General features: G+C 35.4%; 22 protein-coding genes. 20 read left to right on the top strand and 2 right to left on the bottom strand.

The features are described 5' to 3' along the window. Positions 1-20: 20 nt before the first annotated feature. Positions 21-515 carry a pantetheine-phosphate adenylyltransferase gene (coaD, locus tag VQL36_RS12440; RefSeq protein ID WP_349249622.1) on the top strand — a complete coding sequence of 165 codons (495 nt, stop codon included), beginning with the start codon at positions 21-23 and terminating at the stop codon, positions 513-515. Here the strand turns inward: coaD and VQL36_RS12435 are convergent. Then, complete coding sequence (locus VQL36_RS12435) at positions 506-1,717, bottom strand: nucleoside recognition domain-containing protein (RefSeq protein WP_349249621.1); 1,212 nt, start codon at positions 1,715-1,717, stop codon at positions 506-508. The genes coaD and VQL36_RS12435 overlap by 10 nt on opposite strands. Before the next feature lie 102 nt (positions 1,718-1,819). On the opposite strand from VQL36_RS12435, the gene VQL36_RS12430 reads away from it, so the two are divergent. Continuing rightward, on the top strand, positions 1,820-2,869 hold the full coding sequence (locus VQL36_RS12430) for a PDZ domain-containing protein (protein WP_349249620.1): 1,050 nt from the start codon (positions 1,820-1,822) through the stop codon (positions 2,867-2,869). A 37-nt stretch (positions 2,870-2,906) separates the two neighbouring features. Here the strand turns inward: VQL36_RS12430 and VQL36_RS12425 are convergent, their stop codons facing one another. Then, positions 2,907-4,142, bottom strand: a complete 1,236-nt coding sequence (locus tag VQL36_RS12425; RefSeq protein WP_349249619.1) for a nucleotidyltransferase — start codon at positions 4,140-4,142, stop codon at positions 2,907-2,909. 163 nt (positions 4,143-4,305) lie between these two features. Between VQL36_RS12425 and VQL36_RS12420 the strand changes: the two genes are divergently transcribed. From VQL36_RS12420 to trmD, 18 genes are all read left to right on the top strand, one after another. Continuing rightward, the gene (locus VQL36_RS12420; protein WP_349249618.1) at positions 4,306-4,818 is read left to right on the top strand and encodes a DUF177 domain-containing protein; all 513 of its coding nucleotides are present in this window, start codon (positions 4,306-4,308) and stop codon (positions 4,816-4,818) included. A gap of 33 nt (positions 4,819-4,851) precedes the next feature. After that, entirely contained in the window at positions 4,852-5,025 is a 174-nt protein-coding gene (gene rpmF / locus VQL36_RS12415; protein ID WP_160646391.1) for a 50S ribosomal protein L32, read from the top strand. Between the two features lie 112 nt (positions 5,026-5,137). Continuing rightward, positions 5,138-5,716, top strand: a complete 579-nt coding sequence (gene fapR / locus VQL36_RS12410; RefSeq protein ID WP_349249617.1) for a transcription factor FapR — start codon at positions 5,138-5,140, stop codon at positions 5,714-5,716. A gap of 16 nt (positions 5,717-5,732) precedes the next feature. Further along, a complete protein-coding gene (gene plsX, locus VQL36_RS12405; RefSeq protein ID WP_349249616.1) occupies positions 5,733-6,719 on the top strand; it encodes a phosphate acyltransferase PlsX in 987 nt (328 codons plus the stop codon). 14 nt (positions 6,720-6,733) lie between these two features. Then, the gene (locus tag VQL36_RS12400) at positions 6,734-7,720 is read left to right on the top strand and encodes a beta-ketoacyl-ACP synthase III (protein WP_349249615.1); all 987 of its coding nucleotides are present in this window, start codon (positions 6,734-6,736) and stop codon (positions 7,718-7,720) included. Between the two features lie 45 nt (positions 7,721-7,765). Beyond that, positions 7,766-8,707, top strand: coding sequence for an ACP S-malonyltransferase (fabD, locus tag VQL36_RS12395; RefSeq protein WP_349249614.1), 942 nt, complete (start codon positions 7,766-7,768; stop codon positions 8,705-8,707). Further along, the gene (fabG, locus tag VQL36_RS12390; RefSeq protein WP_349249613.1) at positions 8,700-9,440 is read left to right on the top strand and encodes a 3-oxoacyl-[acyl-carrier-protein] reductase; all 741 of its coding nucleotides are present in this window, start codon (positions 8,700-8,702) and stop codon (positions 9,438-9,440) included. Before fabD ends, fabG begins: the two co-directional genes overlap by 8 nt. A gap of 62 nt (positions 9,441-9,502) precedes the next feature. After that, on the top strand, positions 9,503-9,736 hold the full coding sequence (acpP, locus tag VQL36_RS12385; protein ID WP_162034818.1) for an acyl carrier protein: 234 nt from the start codon (positions 9,503-9,505) through the stop codon (positions 9,734-9,736). A 361-nt stretch (positions 9,737-10,097) separates the two neighbouring features. After that, complete coding sequence (gene fabF, locus VQL36_RS12380) at positions 10,098-11,333, top strand: beta-ketoacyl-ACP synthase II (RefSeq protein WP_349249612.1); 1,236 nt, start codon at positions 10,098-10,100, stop codon at positions 11,331-11,333. Positions 11,334-11,410: 77 nt separating this feature from the next. After that, a complete protein-coding gene (rnc, locus tag VQL36_RS12375) occupies positions 11,411-12,103 on the top strand; it encodes a ribonuclease III (RefSeq protein ID WP_349249611.1) in 693 nt (230 codons plus the stop codon). 267 nt (positions 12,104-12,370) lie between these two features. Next, positions 12,371-15,955 (top strand): chromosome segregation protein SMC, encoded by a 3,585-nt coding sequence (smc, locus tag VQL36_RS12370; protein ID WP_349249610.1) that lies wholly within the window; start codon positions 12,371-12,373, stop codon positions 15,953-15,955. Between the two features lie 38 nt (positions 15,956-15,993). Continuing rightward, complete coding sequence (gene ftsY / locus VQL36_RS12365; RefSeq protein ID WP_349249609.1) at positions 15,994-17,001, top strand: signal recognition particle-docking protein FtsY; 1,008 nt, start codon at positions 15,994-15,996, stop codon at positions 16,999-17,001. Positions 17,002-17,207: 206 nt separating this feature from the next. After that, positions 17,208-17,558, top strand: coding sequence for a putative DNA-binding protein (locus tag VQL36_RS12360; RefSeq protein ID WP_349249608.1), 351 nt, complete (start codon positions 17,208-17,210; stop codon positions 17,556-17,558). A gap of 25 nt (positions 17,559-17,583) precedes the next feature. Beyond that, on the top strand, positions 17,584-18,951 hold the full coding sequence (ffh, locus tag VQL36_RS12355) for a signal recognition particle protein (protein ID WP_349249607.1): 1,368 nt from the start codon (positions 17,584-17,586) through the stop codon (positions 18,949-18,951). A 55-nt stretch (positions 18,952-19,006) separates the two neighbouring features. Beyond that, on the top strand, positions 19,007-19,279 hold the full coding sequence (gene rpsP, locus VQL36_RS12350) for a 30S ribosomal protein S16 (RefSeq protein WP_349249606.1): 273 nt from the start codon (positions 19,007-19,009) through the stop codon (positions 19,277-19,279). Positions 19,280-19,303: 24 nt separating this feature from the next. After that, on the top strand, positions 19,304-19,534 hold the full coding sequence (locus VQL36_RS12345) for a KH domain-containing protein (protein WP_160646376.1): 231 nt from the start codon (positions 19,304-19,306) through the stop codon (positions 19,532-19,534). A gap of 109 nt (positions 19,535-19,643) precedes the next feature. After that, positions 19,644-20,168, top strand: coding sequence for a ribosome maturation factor RimM (gene rimM, locus VQL36_RS12340; RefSeq protein WP_349249605.1), 525 nt, complete (start codon positions 19,644-19,646; stop codon positions 20,166-20,168). Between the two features lie 3 nt (positions 20,169-20,171). Further along, complete coding sequence (gene trmD, locus VQL36_RS12335) at positions 20,172-20,915, top strand: tRNA (guanosine(37)-N1)-methyltransferase TrmD (protein ID WP_349249604.1); 744 nt, start codon at positions 20,172-20,174, stop codon at positions 20,913-20,915. Positions 20,916-21,013: the final 98 nt, after the last annotated feature.

Raw genomic sequence — 21,013 nt, 5'->3', positions numbered from 1 at the left:
TAAAATGAGGAGTTGAAAAAATGCAAAAGATACAGAGTATTGCTGTGTATCCGGGGAGTTTCGATCCCGTTACATATGGACATCTAGATATTATTCACAGAGCTGCCAAGCAATTTGATACTTTGGTTGTTGCGGTGTTAAATAATGCTAAAAAAAATCCGCTTTTTACAGTGGAAGAAAGGAAGGTTTTACTTCTTGAAGCTACTCGGGATTTACCGAATGTGGAAATTGATAATTTTCATGACTTACTAACTAACTATATGAATTCAAAAAACGCACAAATCATCGTTAGAGGTTTAAGAGCCGTTTCTGATTTTGAATATGAATTGCAAATGGCTTCTACAAATAGAAAGCTAAACGAAGGTGTAGAGACTTTTTTTATGATGACAAATCCACAATATTCTTATTTAAGCTCGAGTATCGTAAAAGAGGTAGCTAAATATGATGGCACAGTCACTGACCTTGTTCCAAAAGAAGTGGAAAAAGCTTTGAGAGAAAAGTTTAATTACCTATAGAAAACGGCTCTAAACATGACAATGAAAATAGATAGAATAAACATTGTGCACAGTAGGATGAGTATAATAGTAAATGTGTTCTCCCATATGGACCAAATTGTATTAGGAGCTTCCATATAATTAGGAGTGGTGTTTAGAAAAATAGGTTGTACATCAGAGAATAAAGCCTGGTATGGTTTCCAAAATAAAAAAGTTAATAAAAAGGATAATAGTGCTTGTAACATCCGTGATACCAAAAATGAACGATAACGTAAATCTGTATTTTGAATGAGGTTTTTAACTTGAAGATGCACGGAAAAGCCGCTCCAAGCTAATAAACTACAAATAAAAGCAACTTGCCAAATAAAAGGAATCGATTGTGATGTACTAATTTGATATGCACCAAGATTTAATTCAAACCATCCTGTAGTAATAGAAGACAATGTATTTTCAGATAGATTTATGTTTTTAAAAAAATGTGTTGACAGGCTATGAATTAGGTGCAAAAGGTTTGTTAAGGTAATCATTTTGATGATTACGGCAAACAACATCATGGTACCACCAATCATCAACAAATTTTGTATAGAGGATATGACAGCATCACCAAGCAATTTACCAAAGGTTCTCCCATCTTGTTGATGTGCTTGGAACATCTCCTTCACACTTCTGACGATGAGATGATTTTTCTGAGTAAGGGGTTTCTTTGGAGTGTCTCCATAATACAAGCGGAGTACAATTCCGAGTAATAATAGTGAAATAAAATGGATTGTCGTAATGAACAAACCAAGCTGTATGTGATGAAAAAAACCTATAGCGATTACATTGATGATAAATATGGGACTACTTGAGTGAGAGATAGCTAGTATTTTTTCACCTTCATCTCTTGTAACTAAATTCTGCCGTCTTATATTTGATGTGATCTGAGCACTAGAAGGATATCCGACAGTCCACCCCATTGCAAGTGCCCAGCCTCCGACCCCCGGCACTTTAAATAAAAACCTCATGAGTGGTTCTAACCAAACTCCAAACATACGAATTACACCATAAGCAATTAAAATTTCAGATAAAATAAAAAAAGGCAGTAGAGATGGGAAAACAATTTTCCACCAAATATTTAATCCTTGTAATGAGGATTGAAAAGCCTCTTCTGGAAATATAATAATAAATAGAACAAGGAAGGCTGCACACATGGCTAGTAAAAATGTAAAAAAGCGATGATTCATGTTAAAATTCAATCGTGACATGCTTTTTCACCTCATTTGCTTTACAATGGTACATGTTTACGCTAAAGTTTGTCCAAATAGACCATCTAGGGGGAAATTGAAATGGAACATCAGAATGAGAAGAAGAAACACAAAATATGGGACTTGAAACTTTCTAAAAACATCAAATTTTTTCTCATCGTTTCCGCCATTTTATACATTGTATTTTTAATGCCAACACCCTATGTTATTTATGAGCCAGGATCTGCTGAAATATTGGAGCCGATGGTTAATGTCGAAGATGGTTATAAAGATGCCGAGGGGGCATTCATGTTAACTACTGTGCGCATGAATTATAGCAATGTTTTTTACTATTTATATTCTTTTATTAATCCTCACGCTATAGTGGTAAAAAAAGAGGATATCTTTAGGAATGAGACAGAAGAAGAGTATATGGAAAGGCAAACATTCAATATGATTAATTCACAAAGTAATGCTATTAAAGCAGCCTACAGTAAGGCAGGAATTGCTTATGAATCGATTATAGATGGCGTTGTAATATTAGGTACAGTGGAAGGTTTTCCTGCAGATGGTTTGTTGCAATCGGGAGATAAGCTCATATCCATTGATGAACAAAACATTAAAACTACAGCGGATATCTACTCTAGTGTTGGAAAGCATCAGGTTGGTGATATAATTTCAATTACATATGAAAGAGAAGAGAAAAAAGAAGCTGTTAAATTAACATTGACTGATCTTAGAAGTGAAGAAGAGGTTTTAGAAGGGGTCAAAGAAAGACCAGGTATAGGGATTTATTTAGCTGACTTACAGCACGTTATTGATTCAGGCAATATTAGAGGACCATCTGCAGGGTTAATGTTTTCACTTGAAATTTATAATCAGTTAGTACCTGAGGACATTACACAAGGCCACCTTATAGCCGGTACAGGTGAGATTTATACAAACGGTCAGGTTGGAGCTATCGGAGGAGTCGAACGTAAGATTGTAGCGGCTAATAAAGAAGGGGCTGAAGTGTTTTTTGTACCTGAAGAGAATTATGCAGTGGCTGCTGAAAAGGCACATGAAATCAAATCAGATATGGACATCGTAACTGTAACGACCATGGAGGAAGCGCTGGAATATTTATACCAGCTAACTCCAAATCGTCCATAAGAGTGGTTGTTCACCGATCTTGTCTGCTGCTTGCCTTTTACAAGATGACTGGTGGTTGATAGTAATCCTGGAACATCTCTTTAGAAGATGGGTTATGATAAGAAAGTGAATATATGGAGGTTGCTCGTATGTCCATCTCTAATAATGTTGCATGATTTTTATTAACTTTTGTTATGATGGGCACTTTTGATGTCTTTTTCATTCTTTTTAATAAATGTTGTCCTTTATCTGAAAATCCGAGTACCCTTAAATAAGGAGTACCTTTTTTCAATTTGTCGATTGTGATATCAGATTTGTAATGATTAAGTAAGATGCGAAGCAAAGTGCGTTGTAGTTTTGTTCTTGTATACCTTTTCGTTTTTAATAAATCTAATAATTTTGCAACTGAAAATGATGATTCAGATTGTAGTTCAGTCAAAGTTTGTTTGAGTCTGTTTTCCAATCCTTCTGAGACTTCAAAAAAATGCGAACACTCAGCTGGTGTAATACTTAATAATTTGTATAATAATTGATCTTTTAAAGATTCCCAATAGACAGGTCCGCGACCAGATTGAAATTCACGTTGCAACACATCGTAAGTATAGTTAGGCATATATTGAGAAAAGTAAGATTGATTTTGTTTTTCAAAAATAAGTTTACGAATAGCTGTAGCACTAGCAATTTGATGATCAGTGATCTCTTGCTGATGATAACCTGCTTTTTGTCTCGTTATAGTGAGAGGTTTGATACTGCTGTTTAAACGTTCAATTGCAATTAGGTAGTGTAAACCTAAAGTGTTATTAGGCTGAGACAGGTCCATATTTTTAGGTGTTTCAATTGGTAAGATTTTTTGAAAAGCTGAAGTATACGCAGCTGGATAATTCATTCCTTTTTTTAATTGTTGCTTTACTTCTGCTCCAAATCTAACGGGTTCTTCCTTTAATTCTTTGGCTAATGTCTGTAATATTTCCAGCTCACCACTTTCACTGCCAAAGCATAAATGATCTACAATTCCTGTTGCATCCAAAGCAGAAACTGCGCCGTATGCAAACCATTCGGCTGGTTGAGAAGAGTAAACAACAGGAAGTTCGATGACTAGATCAGCCCCCATGTGTAAAGCCATTTCTGTACGAGCCCATTTGTTTACTATTGATGGTTCACCTCGCTGCAAAAAATTTCCACTCATTACAGCAACTACAGCATCTGCGTTAGATATTTTTTTAGATTGCTCAAAGTGATATACGTGTCCATTATGTAATGGATTGTATTCAACTATTATGCCAACCGTTTTCATTTACTCCCACCTCAATTTAAAGGATCTTATCATTGGTTCCTATTATGTACTTAGATATTTCTTCACTTTTTAGGGTACTTTTAATATAACATGGAGGAAATATTGTTGACAAAACACAAAATAAATCGCTATAATAAAATTTGTCTGTTTGAGGTGGTTCTTTATGTCAATAATGATTAATTTACGTGATCTAGTTACAAAAAAAGATCCGGTAGTCATTCAACTATCTTTGTCTGTTACGGATCTAGTTTCAAATCACAAAGAAATTTTGGATATTACACCTTTAGAGGTGGATTTACAAGTGAAAATGGATTTTGAAGTGGCTCGAGTATGGGGAATAGGTAAAGGTCAGATTCGTTATGTTTGTTCCAGATGTTTAAAAGAATATAATAAGACACTTCAAATTAACATACAAGAGGCTTTGACACAAAATTCAGAAATTGCAAAATCTGATCCTGAGGAAAGTATTCAGCTAGTTACATCTGATGAGGTTGATATTGAACCTTATATTAGAGAATCATTTTTATTAGAACTTCCCTATGCTCCGATTTGTGAGGAATCGTGTGAAGGGTTGTGTCCTATATGTGGGGTTAATAAAAATGAATCATCCTGTACTTGTAAACAGGATCAAATTGATCCTCGTTTAGCTAAATTAAAAGACTTTTATGTCGAATAATGAATGGACATCGAATTAAGGAGGTGGAGAATCATGGCAGTACCTCAAAGGAGAACATCTAAAACTCGTCGCGATAAGCGCCGTACTCATTTTAAATTAGAAGTTCCAGGTATGGTAAAATGTGAGCAGTGTGGAGAGTTAAAGCTTTCTCATCATGTATGCAAAACATGTGGAACTTATAAAGGAAGAGAAATTGCAGCAAAATAATTAATTTTTGAAAAAATAGTACTTCATTACGATGAAGTACTATTTTTTTCTTCACTTTTATGATAAATTTATATATACTACTTTTAGTATCAGGTAATAATTTTTGGTGGTGATGAGAATCGGACGGCTTCCAAAACAGAAGCGGTTATTGGAATTAGCAAAAGAAATTGAACAAAATCCATTTATAACCGATGAACAACTTACAAAGAAATTTAATGTTAGTATTCAAACGATTAGGTTAGATAGGATGGAGCTTGGTATTCCTGAGCTTCGAGAAAGAATAAAATTAATGGCGGAAAAATCTTATGATCAAGTGGTTTCGCTTCAAATTGATGAAGTTATTGGAGAAATAGTTGATTTACAATTAGATAAAAGCGCAATCTCTATTTTTGAAATTAATGAAGAACATGTTTTTGCTAAAACAAAAATAGCTAGAGGTCATCATATATTCTCTCAAGGCAATTCGCTGGCAATCGCGGTTATAGATGATGAGGTAGCATTAACGGCTTCCGCGGATATCCGTTTTGTACGATCGGTGAAATTAGGGGAAAAATGTATCGCGAAAGCTTATGTGCGCAATGATTCATTGAATCAAGATAAAGCAAATGTTGATGTGTTTACATACGTTGGTAATGAGCTTGTTTTTGAAGGGAATTTTGTCATCTTTCGTTCAGAACATAAAAATAAATAATGAGGGAGTGACCCCCATGAAAATCGCGATTGATGCGATGGGTGGAGATCATGCACCTGAGGTAAATGTAAAGGGTGCGATGTTAGCGGCCAAACAATGGAAAGATATTGAAATTATTTTAGTGGGAGATTCTAAACAAATTCATTCATTTCTTGATCCCTCTTTTCCCAATATTTCAGTTACTCACACGGATGAGATGATTTCAGGAAATGAAGAGCCTGTCAGAGCAGTACGCCGTAAAAAAAACTCATCTATGGTATTAGCAGGGAGAATGGTAAAGGATAAAAGTGCTGATGCAATGATTTCTGCTGGAAATACAGGAGCATTAATGACAACTGGATTGCTCGTCATCGGTCGTATCCCTGGTGTTGAAAGGCCTGCTTTAGCTCCTATGTTGCCAACAATGGACAATGTAGGTTTGCTTGCATTAGATTTAGGAGCAAATATGGATGCTTCTGCTGAGCATTTAGTGCAATATGCCCTGATGGGGAATATATACAGAACAAAAATTCATGGGATAGACTCTCCAAGGGTTGGGCTACTTAATGTAGGAACAGAAGAGGGAAAAGGTAGTGAAATTACAAAAGAAGTATACCCTTTACTTAAGCAGCTTCCAATCCATTTTATAGGAAATGTAGAAGCAAGAGATGTATTGAATCGAAATTGTGATGTACTTATATGTGATGGTTTTGTAGGTAACATATTATTAAAAGCGATGGAAGGAACAGCGAGTAATATATTTTCTGTTTTGAAAGTCGAACTAACGAAAAACTTGCTTAGAAAAGCAGCTGCAGCTATTCTAAAGCCTAGCTTGAGCGCTTTTAAAAAGAAGATGGATTATACTACTTATGGTGGAGCACCGTTATTAGGTGTAAATGGTGTATGTATTAAAAGCCATGGCTCCTCTGATGCAAATGCCGTTAAAAATGCAATCGGTCAGGCCAGAAATGCAATTGAAAAGAAATTGGTGGATTCAATTGCTTCAGAGATTGGTAAGAAATGAGGGCATAATAGAAGATGAGTAATATTTCAGTTGGAATTATAGGCACTGGAAAATATGTTCCTGAAAAAATATTAACCAACAAAGATTTAGAGAGCATGGTTGAAACAAATGATGAGTGGATTAAAGGTCGTACTGGAATTGAAGAAAGAAGAATAATAGCTGAAGACCAAGCAACGTCAGATCTTGCATTAAAAGCAGCTGATCAGGCTTTGAAAAATGCAGGAATAGAAGCTGAGGATCTTGACCTTATAGTAGTTACAACAGTTACACCAGACATGCCTCTACCTTCTACTGCGTGTATATTACAAGATAAATTAGGTGCTAGAAAGGCAGCTGCTTATGATTTATCTGCAGCATGTTCAGGATTTATTTATGGTTTAGCAAATGCATCCAATTTTATAGCGAATGGTACATATAAATATATTCTAGTAGTCGGTGCTGAAAGTTTATCTACATTAACTGATTATACAGATCGTAATACATGTATACTATTTGGTGATGGGGCAGGGGCTGTTGTACTTGGACCTGTTGCCAGCCATAGAGGTTTTCGTTCATTTGAATTGGGTGCAGACGGCTCAGGTGGCGACCTGCTAAAAGTTGAAGGAGGAGGATCAAGGTATCCTTCCTCAACACATTCAATTGAAAATAAATTGCACTACATTTCCATGGAAGGTAGAGAAGTATTTAAATTTGCAGTTCGAGTTATGGGATTAGCTGCTGAAGAAGCGCTTAAAAAAGCAAATTTAAGTAAATCAGATATTGACTTTTTAGTTCCTCACCAAGCCAACATACGCATTATACAAGCTGCTTTGGATCGTCTGGAATTGTCTGAGGACAAATGCATTGTTAATTTACAAAATTATGGCAATGTATCTGCAGCTTCCATACCGATTGCTTTAGCAGAGGCTAATGAACAGGGAAGAATAGGTGAAGGCGACTGTGTTGTACTCGTTGGTTTCGGTGGTGGGTTAACATGGGGAGCTTCCGTACTTATTTGGTAAGGGAGTAAGGAAGTTTTAACACCACATTAATTAGGAGTTGATTAAATGGGGAAAATTGCATTTGTTTTTCCAGGACAAGGTGCTCAAACTGTTGGCATGGGGTTGGATGTTTATGAACAACATGAGGGTGCTAGGCAAATTTATGATAAAGCAGATGAAATATTAGGTTTTAAATTAACAGATTTAATATTTAAAGGACCTGAAGGAGAATTAAAACTTACTTATAATACACAACCTGCTTTGCTTACGACGAGTGTAGCTCTGTATGAGGTTTTTAAAGAGGCGGGGGTTCGTCCTGATTTTGTAGCAGGACATAGTCTAGGAGAATATAGCGCTTTAGTATCTGCGAGGGTACTTAGTTTTGAGGATGCCTTAAAAACGGTTCGATTACGCGGTGAGTTTATGGATCAGGCTGTTCCAAAGGGGAAGGGGACGATGGCTGCAGTTCTTGGCTTAGGAAGAGAGCGGTTAGAGGATCTGTGTAAAGAAGTAAGTCAAAATGTAGGATTAGTTGAAATGGCGAATATAAATTGTCCTGGCCAAATCGTGATTTCTGGGACAACCGAAGGTGTTCAGGAGATTGTTGAAAAAGGGAAAGAAGCAGGAGCGAAGAGAGTGCTTCCTTTGGAAGTGAGTGGACCTTTTCATTCTACTCTTATGAAAGACGCAGCAGATAAACTCGCATTGACATTGGATGAAATAACATTAAACAATCCACAAGTCCCAGTTGTTGCTAATGTAACAGCAAGTATGGTAACACAACCGAAAGAAATCCAAAAATTATTAGTTGACCAAGTATGCGCACCCGTCCAGTGGGAAGATAGTATTAATTACTTACTTGAACAAGGGGTGGATACGTTCTTTGAAGTTGGATCAGGAAAAGTTTTAGCAGGATTAATTAAAAAGATTAATCGTAAAGTTAAGGTGTTTTCTATTAATGACATGAAATCAATAGCAGATTTTAAAATGGAGGGATTACATGCTTAAGGGGAAAGTCGCTTTGGTAACAGGAGCTTCTCGTGGAATTGGGAAATCCATTGCGTTATCTTTGGCAGAAGCAGGTGCAGATATCGTTGTGAATTTTGCTGGGAATGAAAAGGCTGCAGCTGAAGTTGTAGAGACTATAGAAGACTTGGGGCAAAAAGCGATTAAAATTAAAGCGAATGTTTCTCAAGTTTCTGAAGTTAATGATATGTTCAAGGAAACGATAAAAACATTTGGTAAGGTTGATATTTTGGTGAATAATGCTGGCGTAACAAGAGATAATTTGTTAATGAGAATGAAAGAAGATGAATTTGATCAAGTTATTGATATCAATTTAAAGGGGGTCTTCAACTGTATTAAAGCGGCTTCAAGACCTATGATGAAACAGCGTTCAGGCAGAATTATTAATATTTCTTCCGTTGTAGGAGTATTAGGGAATGCGGGGCAAGCTAATTATGTGGCAGCAAAAGCAGGGGTTATAGGTTTAACCAAATCAGCTGCTAGGGAGTTAGCCCCACGAGGAATTACTGTAAATGCAGTAGCGCCGGGGTTTATTGAGACAGATATGACGGACCATTTAAAGGGGGATTTAGAAGAAGGAATTTTAAATCAGATTCCGCTAGCAAGAATGGGACAGCCTGCTGAAATTGCAAATGCGGTGAAATTCCTTGCTAATGAAGAGTCTTCCTATATAACTGGTCAGACTTTACATGTAGATGGTGGAATGTATATGTAATTAAAAAGCATATGGAAATTCTAGTTGATTTTAAGTATAATACCATGGAGGAGGTGAACTGAATGTCAGAATTAGTAGATCGCATTAAGAAAATTATTGTTGATCGTCTTGGTGTTGATGAAGCTGAAGTTACTCCCGAAGCATCTTTTAAAGATGATTTAGGTGCAGATTCTTTAGATGTAGTTGAGTTAATCATGGAATTAGAAGATGAGTTTGAAATGGAAATTTCTGATGAAGATGCTGAAAAAATTAATACCGTAGGTGAAGTTGTGAATTACATAGAATCACATAAATAATTGAACCTTATATAATTTAATTAGAATCTTCAAGTCCCGTTTATTAACGGGACTATTATCTATTATTTGAATTTTATAAATGATGTGAATAGAGGGAAATTACGAAACGGGATCTATGAAAGGTCATGAATAGATGATTTTATTAGTTTAGAAATAAATTCATATAGCGAACTAACGTTTGTTGTGATGTGACTTATATGGTATAATTAACCTTATGTATGTTTTAATGTACATACTTTTGAATCAATTAGTATTAATATAATTCCTATTGATTTTTATCATATTTTATAAACAAGGAAGCTCTAATAGCTAATTCATGGTTGGCGAGAAGCTTATTATGTTTTATATAGAGGTGAATTTAATGAAACAAAGAGTAGTGATTACAGGTTTGGGTGTAACATCCTCCCTTGGTTCTAAGTTAGAACCATTTTGGAACAATTTATTAGAGGGGAAATCAGGTATCTCTATCATTGAATCCATCGATGTCAGTGATTTAAGTACCCAAATTGCTGCTTCAATAAAAGACTTTAATCCTGAAGATTATATGGAGAAAAAAGAAGCACGTAAAATGGATCGATTTGTGCAACTAGCGATTGCAGCAGCAACTCATGCCTTGGAAGATGCTGATTTAAACATAAAAGAAGATACAGATCCTGAAAGAACGGGTGTAATCGTTGGCTCAGGTGTTGGTGGACTGCAAACATGGGAAGAACAACATACAATATTGCAAACAAAAGGACCAAGACGTGTAAGTCCATTTTTTATTCCTATGATGATTGCGAATATGGCATCAGGTCAGATATCTATCCGTACGGGGGCAAAAGGACCTAATACGACACCTGTAACAGCTTGCGCTACAGGTACTCATTCCATCGGGGATTCTTTTAAATTGATTCAACGAGGGGATGCGGATGTCATGATTTGTGGCGGGGCGGAAGCTCCAATTACATTAACAGGTATGGCTGGATTTTGTGCATTACGTGCAATGTCAACAAGAAATGATGAACCCGAAAAGGCAAGTCGCCCCTTCGATATTGGTAGAGATGGTTTTGTCATGGGTGAGGGTGCTGGAGTTTTGATATTAGAGTCATATGAACACGCTATGAAGCGAAATGCTAAAATATATAGTGAAATTATAGGTTATGGAATGAGTGGAGATGCGTATCATATCACTGATCCAGCTCCAGATGGTGCTGAAAGATGTATGAAGAATGCGCTGAAAGATGCTGGAATTCAACCAGAAGAAATAGATTATATCAATGCCCACGGAACCTCAACTCCAGTCGGTGATATCTCAGAAACGAATGCAATCAAAGAAACATTTGGAGACCATGCATATCAGTTGGCTGTCAGCTCCACTAAATCAATGACAGGTCATTTATTAGGAGCGGCAGGAGGGCTTGAAGCTGTTATTACTGGATTGACTTTAAAACACGGGATGATCCCACCTACTATAAATCTAGATGATCAAGATCCCCAGTGTGATCTTGACTACATCGCAAATGTAGCTCGTAAATCTGATGTTAAAGTGGCACTGTCTAATTCATTTGGTTTTGGTGGTCATAACGCCAGTATTATTATGAAAAAAATAAAATAAAAGTAGTGATCATTAGAAACAAAAAGCTAAATCTTTCTATATGTAGTCATACTTTAATCGTTTAGGTGGTGAAATATATGAATCAGGATTTGAAACAATTACAAACAAAGTTGGATATTTATTTTAAAAATCAAAAATTATTAAAGCAAGCATTTACTCACTCATCCTATGTGAATGAACATCGCTTATCTAAATATGAAGATAATGAAAGATTAGAATTTTTAGGTGATGCAGTACTTGAATTAACGATCTCTGAATATTTATTTCAAACCTATCGACGATTACCAGAGGGAGAGTTAACGAAATTAAGAGCTTCTATTGTTTGCGAGCCATCCTTAGAAAAGTTTGCCTCAGCTTTAGATTTTGGGGCCTATGCATTTCTCGGTAAAGGAGAAGAGTTGACGGGTGGTAGAGCAAGACCTGCTCTGTTGGCAGATTTATTTGAATCCTTTATGGGGGCATTGTTTCTTGATCAAGGTTTAGAAGCAGTGAAGACATTTCTAGAAAAGTATATTTTCCCTAAGTTATCAAGCGAAGGCAAACCGCAATTAAAAGACTACAAAACACAGCTTCAGGAATTTACTCAACAGCATAATATGGGTGTAATAAAATATAGAATAGTTGATGAAAGTGGTCCTGCTCATGAAAGACTTTTTGTATCTGAAGTCAGTATGAATGACACATCTCTAGGTAAGGGTACAGGTCGATCAAAAAAAGAAGCAGAACAACAAGCTGCTTCTAAAGCACTTATAAAATTAAATTATAAATAATAAAAGTTGTAAATTCATCGATCGATGAGCGTTTGTAGAATCCGTTCAATTAAAGTTTTATTAGAAGGGCTCCTCAAGTATAAAAACTTGCTGGCGCTCTTTTCATTTAAAGAAATGGTCCCCGCAAAAGTAATCGGTCGATTTAAACCAGCCACGTCCGTGTGGCTAACATCGACACCAGTTCATCCAGGAACTGGGAATCTAAAGAAGTAGTTCACTTTTTGGGGTGAAATTATGTTATATTAATTCATGAGGTGAGACCTTTATATGTATTTAAAAAGGATTGAATTATATGGTTTTAAGTCTTTTGCTGACAAAACTGCATTAGATTTTGTACAAGGCATCACTGCTGTTGTAGGACCAAATGGAAGTGGGAAAAGTAACATCTCTGATTCCATACGTTGGGTGCTAGGAGAGCAAAAAGCAAAATCGCTCCGTGGTGGTAAAATGGAGGATATCATTTTTGCTGGTAGTGAGATTAGAAAGCCTGTAAACTTCGGCGAAGTTTCACTTACATTGGATAATTCAGATGAAAAATTATTGCTTGACTTTAGTGAAGTTACAGTGACTAGACGGATACATCGGAGTGGAGACAGTGAATATTTCATTAACAAACAAGCTTGTCGTTTGAAGGATATTATAGAGCTTTTTATGGATACAGGTATTGGTAGAGAAGCATATTCTATCATTGGACAAGGTAAAATTGAAGAAATATTAAGCAACCGTTCAGAAGAGAGAAGAGGAATTTTTGAAGAAGCTTCCGGCATTGTAAAGTTTAAAACTAGAAAAAAGGAATCGGAAAAAAAACTGGCTGAAACTGAACAAAACTTGCTTCGAATATACGACCTTATAGCTGAATTAGAGGATCAAATCGAACCTTTACAAAAGCAATCTGAAAAAGCTGTTTTATATAAACAATTAAAAGATCAATTAAAAGCACATGATATATCACTTTATGTATATAGAATTGAAGATTCACATCAAAACTGGGAAGCATCCTCAGAAACTTTAAACCAATTACAAAACAAACAAATTGAACTTTCCACGATTGTTAATCAACATGATGCAACGATTGAAAAAGACCGCATGGCTGCAAAACAACTAGAGGATGAATTGGATGCATTACAAAACACCTTATTAAACCTTAGTGAAGAGGTTGAAAAGAGTGAGGGGTTTGGTGAGGTTCTAAAAGAAAGAAAAAAAAATCTATTACAGCAAAAAACACAACAAGAAATTTTAGTAACTGAAAAAAACCAACGTCATAAAAATATTCAAAACGAGCAGAATTCATTTGAAAGCAAATTAGAGAAAATCCTACACCAACTTAAAGAAGCTGAGCACAACTTAGATGAAAAACAAGAACATTTATTAGGCATAACATCAGAATTGAATATTGATTCTGAGGAACAACTGCAAGAAACACTATTAAAAGTAATTAATAAAATTGCACAAAGTAAAAACGAAATCAGTAATATAACTCAACAACTAAGAATGAATGACGAGAAAAAAGAAGAACTTGAACAATTACATAAGCTTTTTACTGAACAACATCATGAGCTTCATACTAAACATGAGACAACAATAGTTTCCTTAGAACAAATACAGAATCAAATTAATGATACGAAAAATAAATACATTCAAATTAGTGAGCAGGTTAAGCAGAAACAAAGATTGTTAGAGGATATTTTATTAACTGTACAAAAATGGCAGCAAAAATTGAATTCTTTAATTTCAAGAAAAGATACTTTCAAAGAAATGGAAAATGACTTTGATGGTTTTTTTCATGGTGTTAAAGAAGTACTAAAAAAGAGGGGGCAAACTTCTGGAGGTTTAAGAGGTGTTCATGGAGCAGTAGCTGAATTAGTAAACGTTCCTGCTAAGTTAGAAACCGCGGTTGAGACAGCACTTGGAGGTGCTCTTCAGTTTATTGTCATGGAGAATGAACAAGACAGCAGACAAGCCATCTCTTACTTGAAACAGAGAAAGTTGGGTAGAGCTACATTTTTACCTATAGATATTATCAAACCTCGATCTGTTTCTCAAAATGACATTAAAAAAATGGATCAAAATGAAGGTTTTATTGGTATAGCTGCAGATTTAATCCAGTTTGAGCCTACTTATTCATCCATCGTTTCTAATTTATTGGGTCAGGTAATTATTGCTGATAGCTTAGAGGATGCTAATCGAATTGCTGCTTCTTGCTCTTATCGGTTTAAAGTAGTAACTTTAGATGGTGATGTTGTCAATGCTGGCGGATCTATGACTGGGGGAAGTGTGCAAAAGAAAAATGCCAATCTCTTAGGTCGTAAAAGGCAAATTGAGGAATTGGAGCATCAGATTACAAATTCACAAGTTCAACTTGATCAATTACAGGAAAAAAGTAAAAATTTAAAGCAGGAAATTTCTAAAACTTCATCAGAATTGGAAGAGTTACGAGCACTCGGAGAACAGTTTCGTTTGCAGGAACAGAAAATACAATCTGAAATTCATCAATATCAACAACAAATGGAGCATAAAGAATCGCAAATTTCTTCAAATCAATTAGAACTTGAACAATTATTACAAAAATCAGAGGAGTTAATTGATAAAGAAAAAAGAGAACATATTAAATTAACAGAATCTTTACAAACAGAAGAAAGAACACAACAAGTGATGAAGGAAGTGGAAGAGAGTAAAAAAACAAAACAATCTATAAAAGATGAAGTACAGAATGAGTTAACGGATTTAAAAGTGAGAGTGGCTTCCATTACCCAGGAGAAACAAGCTATCATTGAACAGTTGGAACGTTTTCAACAGGAGTTAACGCAATTACAGATAGAAATGAATGCAAATGATCAAACAAAACAACAGCTTGAAGCAGAGATTGAAAAAAATGAAAGAGAACATGTAGAACAACTTGAAAAATTTAATCTGCTTAAAATAAATAAACAAGAATGCACCAACCAAATAGCTTTTAAAAGAAAACAACGTGCTGATGGGTTAAAGACGATAGAATTAAAAGAAAATGAAACAAAAGAACAAAGAATAGCCCTGAAACAGACAGAGGATAAATTACATCAAGTAGAAGTAAAAGTGAATCGGTTGGATGTAGAGTTGGAAAACTTATTAAATAAACTATCTGAAGACTATGAACTCAGTTTTGAACTGGCAAAGCAAAAATATTCTCTTCCTAATGATGTTGTAGAAACGCAAGAAATGGTAAAGCAATTAAAAAGAAAAATCACTTCGTTAGGTGAGGTAAATTTGGGTGCCATTGACGAATTTGAACGAATTCATAATCGATTTGAATTTTTGACGAAACAGCAACAAGATCTCATTGAAGCTAAAGATACACTTTATCAAGTTATAGGGCAATTAGATGAAGAGATGTCACAGCGTTTTATTACAACTTTTGAAGAAATTCGCAAAAACTTTGTTGTAGCATTTGCAAAGTTGTTTGGTGGAGGAAGAGCGGATTTATTATTGAGTGATCCAGAAAATTTATTAGAAACAGGTGTAGACATCGTTGCACAACCCCCTGGGAAAAAACTGCAAAATCTACAATTGTTATCTGGTGGAGAAAGAGCTTTAACAGCCATCGCTTTATTGTTTGCAATATTACATGTAAAACCTGTACCATTTTGTGTATTGGATGAGGTAGAAGCCGCATTGGATGAAGCGAATGTAACTCGTTTCGCCGAATACTTAAGGGAATTTTCATTGCAGACACAATTTATTGTTGTTACGCATCGTAAAGGTACTATGGAAGAAGCGGATGTATTATATGGGGTAGCTATGGAAGAAGATGGAGTATCCAAATTAGTATCTGTTCGATTGGATGAAGAGGAAGATGGGTTTTTCTCTGCATCATAAAGTAATATAAGAAATAAGAACTACAATGGAGGGTATTTATGAGTTTTTTTAAAAAGTTGAAAGATAAAATTTCTAAAAAAACAGAAGAGGTAACAACAAAGTTTAAGGATGGCTTAAGTAAAACGAGCACAGCATTTACTGAAAAAATTGAAACATTAGTTCTTCGTCGTAAAAAAATTGATGAGGAATTTTATGAAGAGCTAGAAGAAATTTTAATCGGTGCAGATGTAGGCGTGAATGTAGTTATGGAGTTGATTGATGAACTGCGAATCGAAGTGCGCAAAAGAAAAATCGAAGATGCAGTAGATTTACAACCAGTCCTTTCAGAAAAACTTGTTGAGTTGTTATCTGGGAAAGAGGATAACAGTATAAATTTGCAAGATAACGGATTAACGGTTATTCTTTTTGTTGGTGTAAATGGAGTTGGTAAAACTACGACGATTGGAAAAATGGCCCATCGTTTTAATTCAGAGGGAAAAAAAGTTTTGTTAGCTGCAGGAGACACGTTTCGTGCAGGGGCAATAGAACAGCTTGAAGTTTGGGGAGACCGTGTTGGTGTAGATGTTGTGAAACAACAAGCAGGCTCAGATCCAGCTGCTGTCATCTACGATGCTGTTCAAGCTGCTAAAAAAAGGGAAGTTGACATACTTCTTTGTGATACAGCAGGTAGATTGCAAAATAAAACAAATCTGATGGAAGAACTCAATAAAATATATCGTGTGATTAAACGTGAGGTTCCGGATGCTCCACATGAAGTGTTGCTTGTATTAGATGCTACAACTGGACAGAATGCTCTTAGTCAAGCAAAATTATTTGGAGAAAAAACAGGTGTTACAGGTTTAGTATTAACTAAGCTGGATGGAACAGCTAAAGGTGGAATTGTAGTAGCAATCCGGAATGAGATGGATATTCCAGTGAAATTTGTAGGTTTAGGAGAACAAATGGATGATTTGCAGGAATTTGATTCAGATCAGTTTGTTCACGCATTGTTTGCGGGATTGATTCAAGATGAAGAGAAAAGAGAAGTAGAGGAATCCGTGGAATAAATAAAAAATATATAATGGTCGACGGATGTCATATCGTTACGATTTGATATCCGTTTTTTCGTTTATGCTAAAGAAAAAGCAGATGAGATTATTACTTTGAATGATCACCCTATCAAGTAAATTCACTTGACATTGTTTCTTAAATCCTTTATGATAATTAAAGTTTGACTGTAAGGATATTTTCCTTGACAGAAGGAGAAGAGAGAATGTCTGCTGAAAAAATGTTAGAAAAAACAAATCGAGTTAATCTGTTATTTGATTTTTATCAAAACTTACTTACCGAGAAGCAGCAAACATACTTAAAGTTTTATTTTCAAGATGACTACTCTTTAGGAGAAATTGCAGAGCAATTTCAAATTAGTAGACAAGCTATATATGAACACATTAAACGGGCGGAACAAGTGCTTGAGCAGTATGAAAGCAAATTGCATTTAGTTTCAAACTATATAAAGCGGAATGATTTAATAAATCAATTAAATGATCACATTTTAGATTTAAAAGAAAATGAACATATGTTAGACATTATACAAAAAGTTAAAAATATTGATGAAATATAAATATGAAGGATTGGGGGGAAGGTGAATGGCGGCTTTTGAAGGATTATCAAGTAGATTGCAAAATGTTTTTGGAAAGCTAAAAGGAAAAGGGAAGGTTTCTGAAAATGATGTAAAAGAAGCAATGCGTGAAGTCAGACTTGCACTTCTTGAGGCGGATGTAAACTTTAAGGTTGTTAAAGATTTCATCAACAAAGTAAAAGAAAAAGCAATTGGGCAAGAAGTGATGAAAAGTTTTACGCCTGGTATGGTTATCATCGATATCGTTAATAAAGAATTAACCTCTTTGATGGGGGAAACACAAAGTAAATTAAATAAATCCAACAAACCTCCAACGGTCATTATGATGGCAGGTTTGCAAGGTGCTGGTAAAACAACCACAACTGGAAAACTAGCGAAATATTTACAAAAGCAAAACCATAAACCACTATTGGTTGCGGCAGATATTTATAGACCAGCTGCAATCAAACAGCTTCAAATTTTAGGAGAACAAATTGGAGCACCTGTATTTTCACTTGGTGATAAAGCGAATCCTGTAGACATCGCCAAACAAGGATTACAGCAAGCGAAAGAAAATCACTATGATTATGTCATCATTGATACAGCTGGACGTTTACATATCGATGAAGATTTAATGAATGAGCTTAAGGATATAAAAGAAACTGTTAAACCGGATGAGGTATTATTGGTTGTAGATTCCATGACGGGTCAGGATGCTGTGAACGTAGCAGAAAGCTTCAATGAACAGCTTGAATTAAGTGGAGTTGTTTTAACAAAATTAGACGGTGATACTCGAGGTGGTGCTGCCCTTTCTGTAAAAGCGGTAACAGGTAAACCGATTAAATTTGCAGCAATGGGTGAAAAAATCGATGCGCTTGAACCGTTTTATCCCGATCGTATGGCTTCTCGAATACTTGGTATGGGGGATATGCTTAGTTTAATTGAAAAAGCACAAACGAACATCGACGAAGAGAAAGCCAGAGAAATGGAACGTAAGATGCGTAAGGCTGAATTTACATTTGAGGATTTTCTTGAGCAGATGGAGCAAGTAAGAAATATGGGTCCACTTGATCAAATTATGGATATGATGCCTGGTATGGGTAAAATGAAAAATATGAAAAATCTGAATGTAGATGAAAAACAGTTAGGTCGTGTAGAAGCGATCGTTAAATCCATGACAACAGAAGAGAAACGAAAACCAGAAATCTTAAATGCAAGTCGTCGTAAACGAATAGCTTTAGGTAGTGGAACCTCTGTAAAAGATGTCAACAGACTATTAAAGCAGTTTGAAGATATGAAAAAAATGATGAAGCAGTTTTCCTCTATGATGGGTGGACCAGGTAAAAAAGGAAAGAAACCCAAGTTAGGAAAAGGATTTAAATTCCCTTTCGGATAGGTAGTGTATTGTACTAAAATAATTTTCGTTATTTTGTTAAGGAGGTGAAAACATAATGGCAACTCGTATTCGTTTAAAACGTATGGGTGCACACAAAGCACCGTTTTATCGTGTAGTAGTATCTGATTCTCGTTCTCCTCGTGATGGACGTTTCATTGAGGAAATTGGGACATATAACCCGTTAACTGAGCCTGCAACTGTAACTATCAATGAAGAGAAAGCACTTCAATGGCTTGGTACAGGTGCAAAACCTTCTGATACTGTACGTAATTTATTCAGTAAAGCAGGAATCATGAAAACTTTTCATGAGCAGAAGCTTCAAAAATAATATCTTCATACGGAGGGGCTTTTTATGAAAGAGTTAATTTTAACGATCGTAAAGGCACTAGTAGACCATCCAGAAGATGTTCATGTAAATGAAGTACAAAAAGATCGTGAAACAGTTTATCAATTATCTGTCCATAGCGATGATATGGGAAAAGTTATCGGTAAACAAGGTCGGATCGCAAAGGCGCTTCGTACAGTTGTATCATCTGCAGCTGTAAAAGATAAAAAACGTGTATACATTGATATTATTCAATAAGGTTAGGGGAACTATTTCCTAACCTTTTTGCTGTAAACATATTTATTTACTTCCCTGATTATGGGTATATTAATGATGAGTTTTTGTGGATGTGTAGGAGTGATTGATAATGGAGCAAAATAAAAAATATTACAGAGTAGGTAAGATCGTAAATACGCATGGTTTACGCGGGGATCTCAAAATTATCTCAAAGTCTGATTTTTCAGAAGTCAGATTTAAAAAAGGAAGTAAACTATATGTCTTTCTTGAGAATGAAAATAAATACCAAGTGATGATTGTAGAAAATGCAAGACCTCATAAAGGAGTATTTATTGTGAAGTTTAATGATTTTAATCATATCAATGAGGTTGAAAAGCTGAAAAATCACATATTATATATTTCTGAAGATCAACTGTCAGAACTTCCAGATGAGGAGTATTATTTTCATGAAATAATTGGATGCAAGGTGTTCTCTGACGAAAATGAAGAGCTTGGTGAAATTACAGACATATTAACACCTGGTGCGAATGATGTATGGGTAGTTAAACGAAAAAAAGGACAAGATTTGTTAGTCCCTATCATTGATGATGTTTTATTGAACGTAAATGTGAAAGAAAAAAAGGTTATCATTCGATTGATGGAAGGAATGTTATAAATCATGAAAATTGATGTTTTAACCTTATTTCCGCACATGTTTAACGGTGTTTTTAGTGAAAGTATTCTTGGTAAAGCCAATGAAAAGGGACTTGTCTCCTTAAATACTATAAATTTTCGTGAATTTGCGAATAATAAACATAACACAGTTGATGATTATCCATATGGGGGCGGAGCTGGGATGGTATTAAAACCAGAGCCGATTTTTTCTGCGGTAGAAAATCTGATAACAACAGAAGGAGAAACCACTACCAAAATCGTTTTAATGTGTCCTCAAGGTAAAAAGTTCGATCAAAAAAAAGCAGAGGAGCTTTCCAAAGCTGAACATCTTATTTTTATCTGTGGTCACTATGAAGGTTATGATGAGAGAATAAGAGAACATTTAGTTACAGACGAGATATCTATTGGTGATTATATTTTAACTGGAGGAGAAGTCCCTGCAATGGTTATCATAGATAGTGTTGTGCGGTTACTACCTGGCGTGTTAGGCAATGAAACCTCTGCTGGGAACGATTCCTTTAGTTCTGGACTGTTAGAATACCCGCAATATACAAGACCAGCATCATTTCGAGGACTAGATGTTCCAGACGTATTATTGTCAGGTCATCATAAAAACATTGATGAGTGGAGACAAAAAGAATCTCTCCGAAGAACTTTGGAACGTAGGCCAGAACTTCTTGAAAAAGTGAAATTAAGTAAGGAACAGCTAAAATACATAAATGAGCTTAAATATCAAAGTTCAGAATAAAATTTAGATTGAGTTTTTAAGCATGATATGGTAGAATACAATTTGTTGTGATTGACTAAGGTGGTCCTCTGCTCGTAGAACATATAGGACTAATTTCT

The sequence above is a fragment of the Chengkuizengella sp. SCS-71B genome (assembly GCF_040100845.1).
Classification (GTDB): Bacteria; Bacillota; Bacilli; order Paenibacillales; family KCTC-33759; genus Chengkuizengella.
The sequence above is the reverse complement of the archived record's forward strand: the minus strand, read 5'-3'. Positions and strand labels throughout refer to the sequence as shown.

What these genes read in the sequence shown, in the direction of transcription:
- ffh (WP_349249607.1), top strand. Translation starts at nt 17,584, where the DNA reads ATGGCGGCTTTTGAAGGATTATCAAGTAGATTGCAAAATGTTTTTGGA.
- trmD (WP_349249604.1), top strand. Translation starts at nt 20,172, where the DNA reads ATGAAAATTGATGTTTTAACCTTATTTCCGCACATGTTTAACGGTGTT.
- ftsY (WP_349249609.1), top strand. Translation starts at nt 15,994, where the DNA reads ATGAGTTTTTTTAAAAAGTTGAAAGATAAAATTTCTAAAAAAACAGAA.
- acpP (WP_162034818.1), top strand. Translation starts at nt 9,503, where the DNA reads ATGTCAGAATTAGTAGATCGCATTAAGAAAATTATTGTTGATCGTCTT.
- VQL36_RS12360 (WP_349249608.1), top strand. Translation starts at nt 17,208, where the DNA reads ATGTCTGCTGAAAAAATGTTAGAAAAAACAAATCGAGTTAATCTGTTA.
- rnc (WP_349249611.1), top strand. Translation starts at nt 11,411, where the DNA reads ATGAATCAGGATTTGAAACAATTACAAACAAAGTTGGATATTTATTTT.
- VQL36_RS12435 (WP_349249621.1), bottom strand. Translation starts at nt 1,717, where the DNA reads ATGAATCATCGCTTTTTTACATTTTTACTAGCCATGTGTGCAGCCTTC.
- VQL36_RS12420 (WP_349249618.1), top strand. Translation starts at nt 4,306, where the DNA reads ATGTCAATAATGATTAATTTACGTGATCTAGTTACAAAAAAAGATCCG.
- fapR (WP_349249617.1), top strand. Translation starts at nt 5,138, where the DNA reads ATGAGAATCGGACGGCTTCCAAAACAGAAGCGGTTATTGGAATTAGCA.
- rimM (WP_349249605.1), top strand. Translation starts at nt 19,644, where the DNA reads ATGGAGCAAAATAAAAAATATTACAGAGTAGGTAAGATCGTAAATACG.
- VQL36_RS12425 (WP_349249619.1), bottom strand. Translation starts at nt 4,142, where the DNA reads ATGAAAACGGTTGGCATAATAGTTGAATACAATCCATTACATAATGGA.
- fabD (WP_349249614.1), top strand. Translation starts at nt 7,766, where the DNA reads ATGGGGAAAATTGCATTTGTTTTTCCAGGACAAGGTGCTCAAACTGTT.
- fabF (WP_349249612.1), top strand. Translation starts at nt 10,098, where the DNA reads ATGAAACAAAGAGTAGTGATTACAGGTTTGGGTGTAACATCCTCCCTT.
- smc (WP_349249610.1), top strand. Translation starts at nt 12,371, where the DNA reads ATGTATTTAAAAAGGATTGAATTATATGGTTTTAAGTCTTTTGCTGAC.
- rpsP (WP_349249606.1), top strand. Translation starts at nt 19,007, where the DNA reads ATGGCAACTCGTATTCGTTTAAAACGTATGGGTGCACACAAAGCACCG.
- plsX (WP_349249616.1), top strand. Translation starts at nt 5,733, where the DNA reads ATGAAAATCGCGATTGATGCGATGGGTGGAGATCATGCACCTGAGGTA.
- VQL36_RS12345 (WP_160646376.1), top strand. Translation starts at nt 19,304, where the DNA reads ATGAAAGAGTTAATTTTAACGATCGTAAAGGCACTAGTAGACCATCCA.
- fabG (WP_349249613.1), top strand. Translation starts at nt 8,700, where the DNA reads ATGCTTAAGGGGAAAGTCGCTTTGGTAACAGGAGCTTCTCGTGGAATT.
- coaD (WP_349249622.1), top strand. Translation starts at nt 21, where the DNA reads ATGCAAAAGATACAGAGTATTGCTGTGTATCCGGGGAGTTTCGATCCC.
- rpmF (WP_160646391.1), top strand. Translation starts at nt 4,852, where the DNA reads ATGGCAGTACCTCAAAGGAGAACATCTAAAACTCGTCGCGATAAGCGC.
- VQL36_RS12400 (WP_349249615.1), top strand. Translation starts at nt 6,734, where the DNA reads ATGAGTAATATTTCAGTTGGAATTATAGGCACTGGAAAATATGTTCCT.
- VQL36_RS12430 (WP_349249620.1), top strand. Translation starts at nt 1,820, where the DNA reads ATGGAACATCAGAATGAGAAGAAGAAACACAAAATATGGGACTTGAAA.